The 16115-nt window shown below is 61.9% G+C and carries 9 protein-coding genes and 1 riboswitch; of the genes, 4 read left to right on the top strand and 5 right to left on the bottom strand.

What is annotated here, in order from left to right; all coding sequences use genetic code 11:
- Window positions 1–206 precede the first annotated feature (206 nt).
- The 3 genes from MUN80_RS03825 to metH form a co-directional block, all read right to left on the bottom strand.
- Entirely contained in the window at window positions 207–683 is a 477-nt protein-coding gene (locus MUN80_RS03825) for a tetratricopeptide repeat protein (RefSeq protein WP_244719850.1), read from the bottom strand.
- Between the two features lie 115 nt (window positions 684–798).
- Window positions 799–1755, bottom strand: coding sequence for a methylenetetrahydrofolate reductase [NAD(P)H] (gene metF, locus MUN80_RS03820; protein WP_244719848.1), 957 nt, complete (start codon window positions 1753–1755; stop codon window positions 799–801).
- 205 nt (window positions 1756–1960) lie between these two features.
- Window positions 1961–5683 (bottom strand): methionine synthase, encoded by a 3723-nt coding sequence (gene metH, locus MUN80_RS03815; RefSeq protein ID WP_244719846.1) that lies wholly within the window; start codon window positions 5681–5683, stop codon window positions 1961–1963.
- 71 nt (window positions 5684–5754) lie between these two features.
- Window positions 5755–5864, bottom strand: a riboswitch (SAM riboswitch).
- 117 nt (window positions 5865–5981) lie between these two features.
- Between metH and MUN80_RS03810 the strand changes: the two genes are divergently transcribed.
- The 3 genes from MUN80_RS03810 (at window position 5982) to MUN80_RS03800 (ending at window position 8942) form a co-directional block, all read left to right on the top strand.
- Entirely contained in the window at window positions 5982–6932 is a 951-nt protein-coding gene (locus MUN80_RS03810) for a PA14 domain-containing protein (RefSeq protein ID WP_244719843.1), read from the top strand.
- The gene (locus MUN80_RS03805; RefSeq protein ID WP_244719840.1) at window positions 6872–7711 is read left to right on the top strand and encodes an OmpA family protein; all 840 of its coding nucleotides are present in this window, start codon (window positions 6872–6874) and stop codon (window positions 7709–7711) included. The genes MUN80_RS03810 and MUN80_RS03805 overlap by 61 nt, the downstream gene beginning before the upstream one ends.
- 112 nt (window positions 7712–7823) lie before the next feature.
- Window positions 7824–8942 (top strand): alkene reductase, encoded by a 1119-nt coding sequence (locus tag MUN80_RS03800; RefSeq protein WP_244719837.1) that lies wholly within the window; start codon window positions 7824–7826, stop codon window positions 8940–8942.
- An 81-nt stretch (window positions 8943–9023) separates the two neighbouring features.
- Here the strand turns inward: MUN80_RS03800 and MUN80_RS03795 are convergent, their stop codons facing one another.
- Entirely contained in the window at window positions 9024–10715 is a 1692-nt protein-coding gene (locus tag MUN80_RS03795; protein ID WP_244719835.1) for a hypothetical protein, read from the bottom strand.
- 267 nt (window positions 10716–10982) lie between these two features.
- Here MUN80_RS03795 and MUN80_RS03790 point away from each other — a divergent pair, with 267 nt between their 5' ends.
- Window positions 10983–11822 carry an SDR family oxidoreductase gene (locus MUN80_RS03790; protein WP_244724827.1) on the top strand — a complete coding sequence of 280 codons (840 nt, stop codon included), beginning with the start codon at window positions 10983–10985 and terminating at the stop codon, window positions 11820–11822.
- A 185-nt stretch (window positions 11823–12007) separates the two neighbouring features.
- Here the strand turns inward: MUN80_RS03790 and MUN80_RS03785 are convergent, their stop codons facing one another.
- The gene (locus MUN80_RS03785; RefSeq protein WP_244719832.1) at window positions 12008–15997 is read right to left on the bottom strand and encodes a T9SS type A sorting domain-containing protein; all 3990 of its coding nucleotides are present in this window, start codon (window positions 15995–15997) and stop codon (window positions 12008–12010) included.
- Window positions 15998–16115: the final 118 nt, after the last annotated feature.

Here is a 16115-nt window from a genome sequence, read left to right as displayed (position 1 = left end):
GAGGGGGGAAGTCGGTTTATACTGAGTGCTCGAATAGTTCTATTGGAAGCAAGCTGTTACAATAAGGTAAAATGGGTCAGAAAGCTGCTTATTAGGTGTTAGTCAGAGTAAAGAAGCCAAAAAGGCTTCTACTTCGGTCTTTCCCAAATAGACAGAAGCTCAGTAAAGTTAAAAATTAATATAGAGCTGCGCAAGAGTAAATTGCACTATAGATTTTCGTCGAGCTGGTCGCGCAGGTCGTGCAGTCGAGCTTGCAGGCCGGGCATGTTTGGGCACAGTGCCTCCAGTCGGCGCAGCACGCGCAGGGCCGCCCGGTAGTCGCCCAGGGTCTGCAGAATCGTGGTCCAGCCTGACAAAGCGCCGAAGTGCCGGGGCTCCAGCTGCAGGGTTTGGGCAATATCGAGTAGGGAGGCGCGGTACTCGCCGCGCAGGTAATAGGCCGTAGCCCGCTTGTTCCAGGCTTCGGCAAACTCCGGCCGCTGCTCAATCACGCCGGTAAAAACGCGGATGGCGGCCGTATAGTCGCCGGCGGCCAGCACCCGCAGGCCGGCTTCCATTTCCTTGTCCAGGCGCTGTTCGCCGCTCATCAGCCACAGCTGCCAGATACCGTTTTGCAGGGCCTCAATTTCGGTGGGCGTTGTGGCGGTGCGCAGTTGGGCAAAGAGGTCGTCGAGGGCAGACATAAAGTGAAATGGTGAACTAGTGAGATGGTGAGTTTTACGTTCTGTCGGCGCAAAAGGCGTAAAACGCCCTCCCAGAACAGCAACTCACGATTTCACAAGTTCACCATTTCATCTGTTAAAACAGGGCCGCAGCTACCCGGCGGATGGATTCGGACTTGCCCATGGAGTAGTAGTGCAGGCAGGGCACGCCGTGAGCCATCAGCTCCTTGCTTTGGTTGATGCACCACTCAATGCCGATGTTCCGGGCGGCTTCGTTGTCGGGGGCCTGATGCACAGCTTCGGCCAGCTCCTCCGGGATGTTGAGGTAGAAGGAGCGGGGTAGCATCGTGAGCTGGCCCTTGGTCGTCAGGGGTTTGAGGCCAGGAATAATGGGCACGTTGATACCGGCCTCCCGGCAGCGCTTCTCGAAGTTGAAGTACTGCTCGTTGTCGAAAAACATCTGGGTCACGATGTACTCGGCACCCCGGTCTACCTTGTGCTTGAGGTAGCGCAGGTCGGCCCCGTAGTTGGGGGCCTCAAAGTGCTTTTCGGGGTAGCCGGCCGTCCCGATGCAGAAGTCGGTAGCCCAGGTATCGTCCTGTTCCTCGTCCAGGTATTCGCCCTTGTTGAGGTTGGAAACCTGCCCAATCAGGTCGCAGGCGTAGGCGTGGCCGTCGGGCTCGGGCTTGAAGTGGCCTTCGCTCTTAATTGGGTCGCCGCGCAGGGCCAGCACGTTGTCGATGCCCAGGAAGTGCAGGTCAATCAGGGCGTTTTCGGTTTCCTCTTTCGAGAAACCCCCGCAGATCAGGTGGGGCACGGTGTCGACGTCGAAGCGGTTTTTGATGGCCGCGCAGATACCGACCGTGCCGGGGCGGCGGCGCACGGTTTTCTTTTCCAGCAAACCGTTGGGATGCTGGCGGTACACGTATTCCTCGCGGTGGTAGGTCACATCGATAAACGGCGGCTTGAATTCCAGCAGGGGCTCGATGTTAGAGAAGAGTGTGTGGATATTTTCCCCCTTCTTGGGCGGCAGGACTTCGAAGGAAAACAGCGTTTTGCCGTTGGCGCGGGACAGGTGTTCGGTTACTTTCATATAAAGCGCGCAGCTAAGCTGCGCGGGTCATGGCAGTGGTGTATGTAGCTCGCCTTACTTTGGGGGAAGACAAAACGAAATCGTTGTCATTTCAAGCGAAGTCGAGGAATCTCGCGTGCTGATGTCTGAGTAGTAATCAGACCAGACGACGCCACGCAAGATTTCTCGGCTTTGCTCGAAATGATGTTCTTTCTTTTACTCGTGCTTACAGCGCCGTGACGGGCACGGCAGTGGGGTCGTAGTTCAGGTTGGGCGACAACCACCGCTCCAGCTCCGGCACCGGCATGTTTTTGCGGCGGGCAATGTCTTCGACCTGGTCGCGCCCGATTTTGCCCAGGCCGAAGTAGCGCGACTCGGGGTGGGCGTAGTATAGGCCGCTGACCGAGGAAGCCGGGTACATGGCCAGGTTTTCGGTCAGCCGGATGTTGGTTTGGTTTTCGGCGTCGAGAAGCTCGAACAGGGTGATTTTCTCGGTGTGGTCGGGGCAGCCGGGGTAGCCGGGCGCGGGCCGCACCCCGCGATACTTCTCCTGAATCAGGTCGTCGTTGCTGAGCTTTTCGTCGGAGGCATAGCCCCAGAACTCTTCCCGCACCCGCTGGTGCAGCCGCTCGGCAAAGGCTTCGGCCAACCGGTCGGCCAGGGCCTTAATCATGATGACCGAGTAGTCGTCGTGGTCGGCCTCAAACTGCTCGATGAGCTTCTCGATACCCAGCCCGGCCGTGACGGCAAAGCCGCCGAGGTAGTCTGCCCGGCCCGATTCTTTGGGGGCCAGGAAGTCGGAGAAGGCAATGTTGGGGATGCCGGGGCCTTTTTCGCCCTGCTGGCGCAAGGTGAAGAACTCGGTAGTCAGGGTGTTGCGCTGCTCGTCGGTATACACTTCAATCGTGTCGTAGTCGACGGTGTTGGCGGGCCAGAAGCCGACCACGGCCCGGGCCGTGAGCAGGTTTTCGGCAATGACTTTCTGGAGCATGGCCTGGGCATCGGCGAAGAGTTTAGTGGCGGCTTCCCCCAGGCTTTCGTCTTCCAGAATGCGCGGGTAACGGCCTCTCAGCTCCCAGGTGTGAAAGAAGGGCGTCCAGTCGATGTACTCAGCCAGCTCGGCCAGGGGGTAGTTGTCGAGGACCTTAGTGCCCAGGAAAGTGGGCTTGGTAATAGCCACCTCGTCCCAGTCCGATTTGAAGCCGTTGGCCCGGGCCGATTCGATGGGCAGGTAGTTTTTCTCGCGCTGCCGGCCGGCGTAGTCGTTACGCAGGGTCGTGTACTCGTCGTGGACGGCGCGGGCGTAGGTTTCGTGGCTGGAGCCGAGCAGGCTGGCGGCCACGCCCACCGAGCGGGAGGCGTCGTGCACGTGCACCACAGGTCCCGAGTAGTTGGGCGCAATCTTCACCGCCGCGTGCAGGCGGGAGGTAGTGGCACCGCCGATGAGCAGTGGGGTCTTGAGGCCGCGCTTTTCCATTTCCTGGGCCACGTACACCATTTCATCCAGCGAGGGCGTAATCAAACCGCTGAGGCCGATAACGTCGACCTGCTGCTTGACGGCCTCGTCTAGAATCCGCTCCAGGGGCACCATCACGCCCAGGTCCACGATGTCGAAGTTGTTGCAGGCCAGCACCACACCCACGATGTTCTTGCCGATGTCATGCACGTCGCCTTTTACCGTAGCCAGCAGGATTTTACCCGCCGTCTGCCGTTCCGAGCCTTGCTTGTCGGCCAATAGGTAAGGTTCCAGGTAGGCCACGGCCTTTTTCATCACCCGGGCCGATTTTACCACCTGGGGCAGGAACATTTTGCCAGCCCCAAACAGGTCACCTACCACGTTCATACCGGCCATCAGCGGGCCTTCGATGACTTCCAGGGGGCGGCTAACCTGCTGGCGTACCTCCTCGGTGTCCTGGTCGATAAATTCGGTAATGCCTTTAACCAAAGCGTGTTGCAGCCGCTCGGCTACTGGCAGACTGCGCCAGGCGTCGGCTACCACTTCGGTTTTGTCTTTCTGCTTGACGGTGTCAGCAAACTCGACGAGGCGCTCGGTGGCATCAGGGCGGCGGTTGAGCAGCACGTCTTCCACCAGCTCGAGCAGGTCCTTGGGTACTTCGTCGTACACGGCCAATTGGCTGGGGTTGACGATGCCCATGTCGAGGCCAGCTCGGATGGCGTGGTAGAGGAAGGCCGAGTGCATGGCCTCGCGCACCACGTCGTTGCCGCGGAAGCTGAAGCTGATGTTCGACACGCCCCCGGAAGTCAGAGCGCCGGGCAGGTTCTGCTTGATCCAGCGAATGGCCTCGATGAAGTCCAGCGCGTAGTTGCGGTGTTCTTCCATGCCGGTGCCCACAGTCAGGATGTTGGGGTCGAAAATGATGTCCTGGGCCGGGAAGCCGACTTCATTGACCAGAATGTCGTAGCTGCGCTTACAGATTTCGATGCGCTTCTCGAAGGAGTCGGCCTGGCCGTTTTCGTCGAAGGCCATGACCACCATGGCGGCCCCGTAGGCGCGCACGGTGCGGGCCCGCTCCCTGAATACTTCCTCGCCTTCCTTCAAGGAAATCGAGTTGACGATGCTCTTGCCCTGCACGCACTTGAGGCCGGCTTCGAGCACGCTCCACTTCGAGGAGTCAATCATGACCGGCACCCGGGAAATGTCGGGCTCGGAGGCAATCAGGTTCAGAAACGTCGTCATGGCCTGCTCCGAGTCGAGCATGCCTTCGTCCATGTTCACGTCGAGGACCTGGGCGCCGCCCTCCACCTGGTCGCGGGCTACCTGCAGGGCCTGCTCGTAGGCGCCGGTGCGGATGAGGCGGGCAAAGGCCCGGGAGCCGGTCACGTTGCACCGCTCCCCCACGTTGACAAACAGCGAATCAGGATAAATGCCGAAGGGCTCCAGGCCAGCCAGGCGGGTAGCCTGGGGGACGGGGTGGAGCTGGCGGGGCGGATACTTCTCGGCCAGCTTAGCCAGCTCGGCAATGTGCTGGGGGGTGGTGCCGCAACAACCGCCGGCCACCGTCACGATGCCGTCCTTGAGGTAGTTTTCCACCACGGCCGCGAATTCCTGGGCCGACTCGTCGTAGCCGCCGAAGGCGTTGGGCAGGCCGGCGTTGGGGTAGGCCGAAATGTGCACGTCGGCAATACGGCTCAGCTCTTTCACGTACACCTGGAGCTGGTCGGCGCCCAAAGCGCAGTTCAAACCTACGCTCAGCAGCGGCAGGTGGCTGATAGAGTTCCAGAACGCCTCCACCGTCTGCCCGCTCAGCGTGCGGCCCGAGGCATCGGTGATGGTACCCGAAATCATGACCGGCACGACTTTGCCGCCCTCGTCGAAGAACTTCTGCACCGCAAACAAAGCGGCCTTGGCGTTGAGCGTGTCGAAGATGGTTTCGATGAGCAGCGTATCGGAGCCCCCTTCTACCAAGCCGCGCACCTGCTCCAGGTAGGCCGTGGCTAGCTCGTCGAAGGTCACGGCGCGGAAGCCGGGCCGGTTCACGTCGGGCGACAAGGAGGCCGTACGGTTCGTGGGTCCGATAGCACCGGCCACGAAGCGGGGCTTGGCGGGATTCTGGGCCGTAAACTCGTCGGCTACTTCCTTGGCAATGCGCGCCGACTCATAGTTGAGCTCATACACGATATGCTCCAGCCCGTAGTCGGCCTGGGCAATGGTGGTGCCACTGAAGGTGTTGGTTTCCACCATGTCGGCCCCGGCCGCGAAGTAGTCGGCGTGAATACCCCGGATGATGTCGGGGCGGGTCAGGCTGAGCAGGTCGTTGTTGCCGCGCAGGGGCTTGGGGTGGTCCACGAAACGGGTGCCACGGAAGTCAGCCTCGTCCAGCGTGTGGCGCTGAATCATGGTGCCCATGGCGCCATCGAGCACAAGGATGCGCTGCTGGAGAATATCGTAAAGCGGGGAGTCGGGGCGGCGGAGCGTGGCTGGTTGCATATCGGCTCAGTTAAGGAAACTAGCGGCGAAAAAGTGCCTATCCAGAAAGAGCCGCGCAGGGGCGCGTCCTGTTCTTATCTTCTTCCACAGCCGAGGCTCTAGAATGGGAGTTAGCACCTTGTTTTATTTCAGGTTGCTAAGACGTCGTCGGGCCCAATCCCTCGGTCTTTCTGGATAAGTAACAAAGCGAAGATACAGCGGGAAATTCCGGAATCCAATTTTGTGCGGTGCAGCTTCGTTAGCTCTGCGCCCTCATCCGGCTGGTTATTACCTTATCGTCCCAACACTTCCTTACTCTATGCTGCCACGCTTACGCCTCGCGATTCTTATAACCTTACTGCTGCTGCCCGGCTGGGGGCTATGGGCCCAAACCGCCGCCACGCCCGCCGAACACGGGCTGCGTGGGCAATATTACGAGGGTAAAAACTTCGAAAAGCTGGTTTTGACCCGCAAGGACCCTGCCGTCAACTTCGACTGGAGCCGACGGCAAAACGGCCCCGGCCAGCCTATTAAGTTCTTTGTGTCGCCGGGGCCGGGCGTACCCAGTACCTGGTTTTCGGCGCGCTGGACGGGCTACATTCTGGCTCCTAAAACCGGGGTTTATACCTTCACCATGGCCACTGATGACGGCATGCGGGTGTGGGTCGGGGGCCGCCAGATCCTGGATTCCTGGGTCGACCAGCCCATTACCCGGTTTACTGCCCAAATGAAGCTCACGGCTGGCCGCTACTACTCGGTGCGGGTGGAATATTATCAGGTGGAGCGGGATACCAAGGCCTTGCTGGCCTGGCAACTGCCGGGCTCTACGGCCGAACCGGTGCCGGTACCAACCCAAAGCCTATATGTAAATCTGCCCGTCACGGCCGAGCCCTTTGTGGCCCCGTCGAAAGCAGCTTCGACGGAAGGCACCATTCGTATTATATCGGCTCCACCAGGCAAAACAGTCCCTGCCACCGCTACGGCCGTGAAGCCGAGCCGGGGCGTGACGGTGGCCGGCAAGCTGCCGGGCGGCATCGGGCTGCAGGCTACGTATTACGCGGGTTCAGTGCGCGGAGCGGCAGTGCACAGTCGGGTAGAGCCGGTGGTAAACGTGACCTGGAAAGGAGCTCCGCCCGCGCCGGGCGCACCCGGGCAGGGCTTTTCGGTGCGCTGGACGGGCTACGTCTACGCCCCGAATCGGGAATCTACGTGCTGCATACCGAGTGGGACGATGCCACCGACGTACGCTTTGCCGGCGACGACGTGCTGAGTATGGAAAAGTACGAGCCGGCGTATTTTGGCTCCCGCAAGCCTCCTATTCCGGTAGACATGGTCTACCAGCTGGAAGCGGGCTATTTTTACCAGATTGATCTGGCTTACAAGAATGTGCAGGGCGTGTCGGGGGCGGTGCTGTCGTGGGCGCGGCCGACGGCCTTGGGCAACCCTGCCACGCTGGAAGCAGCCTTTGCGGCGAAGGACCGGGCCAAGTTGACAGTGATTCCCAAGCAGTATTTGTATCCCGAGCTGCCCCGGCCGCTACCCGAACCCGTTGTCGTGGCCGTCAAGCCGGCGAAGGTTCCGGTGGCTGGGCCGAAGCCCACGGTGGCCGCGGTCCGGCCAGTTCGGCCGGTGGTAGCTGCGCCCAAGCCGTTGGCCGTTCGGGTAGCCGCGCCGGTAACTGAGCTGCCCGACCTGAGTGCGTTGAGCAAAGGCGCGGCCGTCACGCTATCCAACCTGTATTTCACCCAGAGCACGGCCACCCTGCTGCCCACTTCCCGCCCAGCGCTGAATGCGTTGGCAAAAAAGCTACAAGCCGAGCCTGCGCTGCGCCTGGAAATAGCGGGCCACACCGACAACGTGGGCGAACCAGCTAAAAACCTGCTTCTCTCCGAGCAGCGGGCCCAGGTGGTGCGTCGCTATTTAGTGCAGCAGGGCATCGACTCGGTGCGGCTCACGGCCCGGGGCTATGGCGGCACCCGACCCGTGGCCGATAACCGCGACCCGCAGCAACGGCCCCGCAACCGGCGGGTGGAAATTGTAGTGCAGTAAGCAGCAATAAAAGGGAGGGCTGAAAACATTTATGTAGCTACATTGGTTTGGAAGCGTCAACCAGCCGGCCCTAAGCGCCGGTTCCTGTATTCCGACGTTACGATTCTCAACCATGAGCCAAGATTCCAACCTCTTCTCGCCCTTCCAGATGGGTGCCCTCACGCTGCCCAACCGCCTGGTAATGGCGCCTATGACCCGCAGCCGGGCCAAAAATGAAGGCAACGTGCCCACCGACTCGACGGTGACCTACTATGAGCAGCGTGCCTCGGCCGGCCTTATCATCAGTGAAGGCTCCCAGGTTTCGCCCCAGGGCGTGGGCTATATCTTCACGCCCGGTATCTATTCCGAAGCCCAAGTAGCGGGCTGGCGCAAGGTAACCGACGCCGTGCACGCCGCCGGGGGCCGGATTTTCATTCAGCTCTGGCACGTGGGCCGCATTTCCCACCCCGATTTCCACAACGGTGAGCTGCCCGTAGCTCCGTCGGCCGTGCAGCCCACCGGCGTGCAGGCTTACACCATCAATGGGATGCAGGAAATTCCGACGCCCCGGGCCCTGGAAACGGCCGAGGTGAAAGCCGTGGTAGAAGACTTCCGCAAAGCCGCTGCCAACGCCAAGGAAGCCGGCTTCGACGGCGTGGAAATTCACGGCGCCAACGGCTATCTGGTCGACCAGTTCATTCAGGATGGCTCCAACCAGCGCACCGACGAGTACGGCGGCAGCGTGGAAAACCGCGCCCGATTTGCCCTGGAAGTAGTGCAGGCCGCCGCCGAGGTCTTCGGCGCCGACCGGGTCGGTATTCGCCTTTCGCCCACGGGCACCATGGGCGGCATCAACGACTCGGACCGCGTAAAAACGTTCAGCTACGTAGCCGAGCAGCTCAATAAGCTGGGCCTTGCTTACCTGCACGTGATTGAGGCCCTGCCCGGCCACCCCATGGCCCCGCAGCCCGGCCAGGAGCTGGTAGCGGCTCACCTGCGCAAGATCTTCACCGGTCCCTTTATCCTGAACGGCGGCTATACCCACGAAACGGCCGAGAAGGCGCTGGCCAACAACGAGGCCGACCTGATTGCCTTCGGTGTGCCCTTCATTGCCAACCCCGACTTGGTAGAGCGCTTCGAGCAGGGCGCGGCCCTGAACACGCCCGAGCCGGCCAAATTCTACGCCGGCGACGACGACGGCTACATCGACTACCCCACGATGGCCGAGGCCCCAACCGGTGTAGGCCAGTAGTTCTCAGGACTAATCCGCGTTTTGCAAAAAGCCCGGCTGCGTGATGCAGCCGGGCTTTTTGTATGGCTATACCCTGAGCCGCTACGGGCTTTTCGGCCGGATTTCCAGGCGCAAAATCTGGGCACCCAGGGTTGGCAGTCCGAGCTGGGGCTGGGCCCGGTGCTGGCGCAGAAACTCCACCACGGCCGGACTAGCCGGGGCGTTCGGGTTCAAATCGAACAACATCAGCACGGGCCGGCTGGTGCGCAAAGGCTGGTGAGCAAACAGCGAGTCGGCGTCGAGGATGAGGTGGCCGGCCAGTCGGGCCGCTATTTCTACGCGCTTGTTGTAGTAGTTGCGCCCAAACAGCACCGGTTGCCCCGCCCCGGCAGTACGCAGCAGCGAGTCGAGGCGGCGCACGTCGGCGGGCTGGCCGGGCACTTTGTCGATGGAAAAGTTAGGTTGCTGAAACACAAGCTGGATTGTACGCCGGTCGCGGGTGACAAGCGACAACAGCAACGAAGCGCCCAGCACGCTCAGCCCCAGCAGCCGCACCGGCGCCGGCAGCCGGGGTGGACGGGCCAGCACCAACACCAGTACTACCGCCGAGATGCTGATGAATACCGGCAGAAAATACCGCGTGTCGGCCACGTACGTCCAGTAGGCATTCGCAAACCAGCCGACCAGCGCGGCCGGGTAACGCAGCGAAAAGGCCACCAGCAGCCCCGCGCTAAGCAGCGCCGTAGCCAGGGCTAGAGCGTAAAACAGCAGGCGACGCGTGGGCCAGATTCGGCCCCGGTGCCGAGCGGCCCGCCACTCCCGGCTTAGCCCAACGGCCAGCAGCACCGTCACCAGGCCCGAAACCAGCCACACGGCACCCATTCGTACCAGCTGGCCCTGGGGCAGGCGGCTGAAGTCCAGCTCGTTGGAAAAGAGACTGTGGTAAAAAACCGGGTCGAACAGACGCAGATGATGCCAATAGAGGCCCAGCGTGGCGCGGTTGGCAGGCTCAGTGGCTAGTTGGGTGTAAAACTGAGTCAGGTAGTACGCGTCGCCGGCCACACGGGCTTGGTAGAGTACCAGGCTGGCTACCAGCAGCGTCAGCCATAGCAAAGCTGCCAGGGCCGGGCGGCGCAGCGGAGGGCGCCAGCGCCAGCCAAACAGCAGCAGGGCCAGCGGCAAGAAAAAAGCCAGGGGGTAGTAGGCAAACCGCATTAAACAGGCCGCAAACCCCAGGCTGCTCATAGCCAGGGCCGCGGCGTAGCCGGCCGACTGCCGCCGAACTGCCGCCGGTCGGGTGAGCAGGTGGAGCAGCAGGGCCAGGCCGCCGCAGTAAGGTGCCAACGCCAGCAGATCGGTGCCGAAGAGCAGGTGAAACGGCGCATTGCTTAGGCCCCAGAACAGGAAAAAGGCCGCCGGGGCCCACGGTACCATGCTGGGGCGCAAGGGCTTGAGCAGATACCACCAGGCCAGCAGCAAACCCAACAGCCCCGCCCAGTGCATGAGCTGGGTAGCCAGCAGCACGCTCGGCGAAATCTGCAGCAAACCGGCCATCAGCCAGGCGTAGCCGGGCGGCCACAGGTTCAGGGGCTCGAAAATGGGCTGGGAAAGGTCTTGCCAATTCACGCGCGCCACGCTCACGCCGTGGCCCCGCAGCAGGTTCACGGCGCTTTCCGTTTGGGTCTGCATGTCGCGCGTGAGCTGGGGCATAGCCAGCTCGTGGGCCCAGCGCAGCAGCACGGCCAGCCCGAAAGCCAGGCGGTTGAGCAGCGGCCAGGAAACTTTCTGAGTCATGGGCAAGGTGATGAAAGAAGCAGCCGCGCGACACTACAGCCTGAAGCCAACCCGGCAAAAGTATCCGGATTCGGTGGGGCCTGCAACCGAGGCAGAGCGCAAGGCTGGGGGCGTAACTCGACCATTCGGCCGGTTTTACGTAAGTCTAAGCTCTAACTCCTTATGCTCTGCACTATGGCTGCCAAAAAAGCACCGGCCACCGCCAAAGCCCCTGCCCCAAAGAAAACCGCCGCGCCCAAGCCCGAAAAACGCCCCACGGCCAAGGACATGAAAGCTGAAAAGCTGCCCTACCCGGCCAAGCAGGCCGATATGCAGCAGCAGCCCGACACCGACTTTGCCAACTACAAAGCCGCCGGCAAGCTGGAAGGTAAAATTGCCCTCATCACCGGCGCCGATTCTGGCATCGGGCGGGCCGTAGCCATTGCCTTTGCCCTGGAAGGCGCCGACGTGGCCGTGCTCTACAACGAAAACGACGTGGACGCCGAGGAAACTAAGCGCCAGGTGGAAAAGCGTAAGCGCCGCTGCATTCTGCTCAAGCTCGACGTACGCGACCCGGAACAGTGCCGGCAGGCCGTACGCCGCACCCTGGCTGAGCTGGGGGGGCTTAATATTCTGGTTAACAATGCCGCCTTCCAAATGGCCCAGGAGAAGTTCGAAGACATTCCCGAGGAACAGATCCGGCGCACCTTCGATACCAACATCCTGGGCTATATCTGGATGGCCCAATCGGCGTTGCCCCACCTGCAGGCCGGCGACTCTATCATCAACACCGGCAGCATCGTGGGCCTCACCGGCAACCCACTGCTGATTGATTACACCGCTACCAAATCAGCCATTCACGCCTTCACTAAGAGCCTGGCCACTCACCTGGGCGAGCGGAACATCCGGGTCAACTGTGTGGTGCCCGGCCCGGTCTGGACGCCCAACATTCCGGCTACCATGCCCGCCGAGGAAATCGAGAAGTTTGGCTACGAAGTGGCTTTGCAGCGGCCCGGTCAGCCCGAGGAACTGGCCCCAGCTTACGTGCTGCTGGCTTCCCAGGACGGCTCCTTCATGACCGGCAGTCTGGTGCACGTCACCGGCGGCAAGCTCTCCAGCGACCAGTAGGTAGCAACAGCCGAGCGTGATTCCAAGCAGAGCGAGGAATCTTGACTGCGTCGTTGTTGAATCTGTGTCATCCTTCATTTGACATACGCTTTGCGTAGGATGAAATAAGAGAAGGCTTATCAAACAAAGGCGGCGCTTCCGAACCGGAAGCGCCGCCTTTGTTTGATGAAAACCTTACGCTGCGGTTACTCTACCACAATCCGGCGGCCGGTGGTTTGGCCTTCAGTGGTGAGGCGGAGCAGATAGATGCCTTTGGCCAGGCCCTGCAGCTTGAGCGGGTGCTGGGTGGCGGGAGCATCGTGGCGCACCTGCTGGGTTAGCACCGGGCGGCCCAGGGCGTCGAGTAGCTCAGCCGAAATCGTGCGGGCCGGGCCCTCTACCCGCAGCGTCACCAGGCCGTGGGCGGGGTTGGGAAAGCACGAAACGTTCAGGTCGCGCAGGGCCGCTACGGTAGCGTCGGGACCCACGATGGTGAGGCGTACGGAAGTAGCCGGGCTCACACAGGCATTCAGCGAATCAACCACGTAGTAGGTATAGGTGCCCATAGTCGTGCGGCCGGTGGCGTAGCTGGGGCCGGCAAACAGACGCTGGGTCAGGGCGGCATCATTATACCACACGGCCGTACCACCCGCGGCGGTGGTGGCCGTCAGGCTGGGGATGGCCTGGTTTTGCACACCGAATTTGTTGGGAGCCGTGGGAGCCACGCGGGCCGTAGCCGCAAATTCATCGGCCCCGATGTCGGGCGTGCTCGTGTTGCGCACGTTGTTGTCGATGTCGGCCGTCACGCTGGCTACGGGGCGGGCTTTGCCGTCGAGGTTGCAGTTGGCGTCCGTTACCAGGTGCAGGTCGCCGGCCGTGGTCAGGCTGAAGACCGGGTTGGCCAGCAGGCTGTTCGCGTCTTGGGTAGTGACGGCCCGCAGGGCGGCCAGCGTGGTGTGCTCAGCCCCGTTGAGGTAAGCCAGCTTGGCCGTAGTGCCTTGCACCGAGTAAGCGTTGTTGTCAATCAGGGTGAAGGGCGAAGTGGTACCGGCCGCGTACACGGCGTAGGTACGGCCCCCGCTGGGCGTGGCTGTCTGCTGGTTTACCAGGATGTTGTTGACCAGCGTTACGTCGCTTACGGTGCTGGCAATGGTAACGGCGCCGGTGATGGGCGTGGTACCCGAAATCACGTTGCCGGTGAGGCGAATCGTATTGAAAACCAGTTTATAGCCTCCGCCGGTGCTTATGTACACGCCCTGGGGCGTAAAGGAAACCCCGTCGTCGCCGGCGCTCAGAATGCCCGAAATCATGTTGTTCACCACGGACACGTTGGCAGCTGCGCCAGAGGCCGACAAGCGGATGCCGTAGGCCCCGTAGGTGCCGGAAGTGCCGGTGCCGGTGTGTACGATGTCCCGAATCTGGTTGGAGGCAATAACGCCATCAACCGACGTAGTGCCCACCACGATGCCGGCCACGGAGGGGCTCGCGGCCCGCGTCACGCCGGCAACGGTGTTGCCAGTGAGTGCAAAGCCCTGGGTAGCCGTAATCACGATGCCGCTGGTGCCAATCTTGTCGGCGGCGGTGCTGCTGCCGATGGTATTGCCGGCGGCGGTGAAGTTGACGCAGTTGGCCTGGGCCTGAATGCCGGTATTGGTACGGGTGATGGTGCAGCCCCGTACGGTGCCGTTGGTAGCGCCGCTGAAAGCCACGCCGTAGGCCGTAGCCGAGCTGCTGCCCTGAATGCTGAGGCCACGCAGGGTCACGTCGCGGCCCGTCACGAATACCCCGCTGCTGCTGGCGACCGTGCCGGCGTTGGTCAGCGCGAGGCTGCCACTGTTGCCGACGGCCGATGTGCCCTCCAGGGTCACGTAGCTGGCATCAATGATAAAGAGCGGGCTAGGGGCGTTGGCACTCAGCGTTACGGCGCGCAGGCTGGCGGGCCGAATGGTAATCGAGTTGGCGCTGCTGCTGCCGGGGTTAGCGCTCAGCGTCAGGGGGTAGGTTTCGGTGGGGTAAGTAGCGTCCTGCAGCACCAGCGTCAGGGGGCCGCCCAGCTCCTTGGTGTTCAAATCAGCTACGGCCGCGGTGAGCGTGGGATAATCGGCAGTAGCGGCAGTGCCCACGGTTTTGATGCCGCTGAGCAAACCCAGTATGCGGTAAGCATGTGGCTTAGTGGGGGCGCTGGTAATGCTAGCCACCGAAGTAGCGGCAAAGCCAGCCCCGGGCGAGGCACTCACGTTGGGGGTAGCAGCCAGGTCCTGAGCTACCAAGAAGTACTGCACAGAATCGTCGGCGACGGGCGCACTGCGCAGCTTGGTCACGTCGAGGGTGAAGGTGTAGCTGTCACCGGAGGCCGCGCCGGGCGCTACCCATTTCCAGCCGTTGCCGGTAGCATCGTTGGGCTCGGTAAAGACGTTGGCGTCGGTTTTCTTTTTGTAGTACAGGCGCGGACCAGCTGTGCCGGAGGCCACGCTGCTGGGGTCAGAAATAAGCACGCTCAAGTTGCGGTTGCCGGGGCTGGCCGTGTTAGGCAGGCGCTGGTAAGCAATGCTGGGCCCCGAAACGTCTACGCTCTGGAAGGTGCCTTCATCGGCGCCCAGGTCGGGAGTGGCCACGGTGCGGGCGGTGTTATCGATGTCGGTGGGCACGGGCAGCGGCGAGTTTACCAGGCTCTGGCCGCTGCTTTCGGCTTGGGTAACCGCTCCGGCCTGCAGATGCGGGTCGGTCAGCGGGTTGATAAAGGGCACGTTCTCGGTCACGGCGCTCTGGTCGGCCGGGGCGGCGCGCAGCTTGTACTGGGCCAGGGTCTGGTCGACGGCCGGGGTGGTGGCGACGCCATAGAAAATCGGCTTTTCGGCCGAGGGCGGGCCGGCATAGAACAGGTTGTTGTTCGAGGCCGCGGCTAAGTTGGTCAGCACAGCAGTACTTTTGAAAAAGGCCGCCGCTACACCCCCGCCACCGCTGGGCAGGGTTATCAGGTTGACGAAGATATTGTTGCGTAAGTCAACCGGCGTGGTGCCCGATACAAAGAAAGCCCCGCTCTTATTGGTAGCGGCCGTGGGCGCACCGGTCAGGACTACCGTGTTGTGGTAGCAGTAGTTGTTGGTGCCGCCCCGGAAACTTAGGGCGCGCACCGAGGTGCCAGCCGTGCTGGCCAGAGCCCGGATGTCGTAGACGAAGTTGTTGTACACGTTGTTGGTCGTGCCCGCCGTGATGTCCATGCCTGAGGCAAAGCCCGTAGCGCCGGTGGCGGCAATGTCGTAGGTGTAGTTGCGGAAGATAGTGTGCAGCACCCCGCTGTTGACGTAAATGCCCTGGGCCGCGCCCGAGCTGTTGGTGGCCGTCAGCGCGTGCACGCGGTTGTCGGAGATGTCGACGGTATTAGTAGTGCCCGTCGAGTAGATACCGTACACCGAACTGGTGCCCGTCAGCCCCGCAACCTCGGTATTAGCCACTTTGGCCATCGTCTGGCTGCGCAAGTAAATGCCGTATACGATGCCCGTGGGCACGTTGGCAGCGCCGGCGCCGATGGTCAGCACCCGGCTGGCCGCCCCACCCGCCAGCATCCCGATTTCGTTGCCGTTGTCGAAGTTGGTGCTGCCCGCGTCGAAGTTGTAGCCGTAGAAGCAGTCCTGGATGGTGTTCGACAGAAACCGGTTCAGGTTGTTGTTGCCGTCCTGCAAAAACACTCCGGAGGTTTTGGTGGCATTGGCCCGGTTCAGGTCCACGGTGCTGTTCTGCACCAGGTTGTTGGTTGCCCCGTTTTTCAGCCAGAAACCGTATTCCAGCTGCTGAGCGGCCGTAGTGTTGGTGGCCGCATCCGCTACGTCGATGCCATTGATGGTCACGTAGTCGGCCCCGTCCAGGGTCAGGCCGGCGTCGGTGGCACCGGTGCCGGTGCCCTGCAGCCTGGGGTTGGCGCCGGTACCGTCCTTGAGGAAGATGATGCGGCCAGTAGCCGTACCGCTGACGGTAATGGCTGGGACAATTTCGGTAAAGACGGCCCCGCTTTTTACCTGAAACAGCACGCCGTCAGCACTCACGCCGCCGGCATTCAGGGCCGTAATGGCGGCCGTAAAGGACGGGTAGTTGTCGGGGCCCGTGCCGGCCGGGTCTATGGTTTTGGGGCCGCTGAGTTGGGCGGCCGCCGGGTGCGCCAGCCCCAGGGCCAGCAGTGAGTAGAGAAGGTGTTTCATCCGCAACAGGTGTGGTTCGGCAGAGAGTATTAAATCCTGTTCAAGGTAGACAAAACCCAGCGGAGTGTTGCTTTTGGGCTATATAGGCGGTTCACGGAGTAGGAGGGGGTTTACCTGC

Origin of the sequence: Hymenobacter cellulosivorans, from assembly GCF_022919135.1 — a bacterium.
GTDB lineage: Bacteria > Bacteroidota > Bacteroidia > Cytophagales > Hymenobacteraceae > Hymenobacter > Hymenobacter cellulosivorans.
Note: the sequence above shows the minus strand (reverse complement) of the source record. Positions and strands in the feature narration are given on the sequence as shown.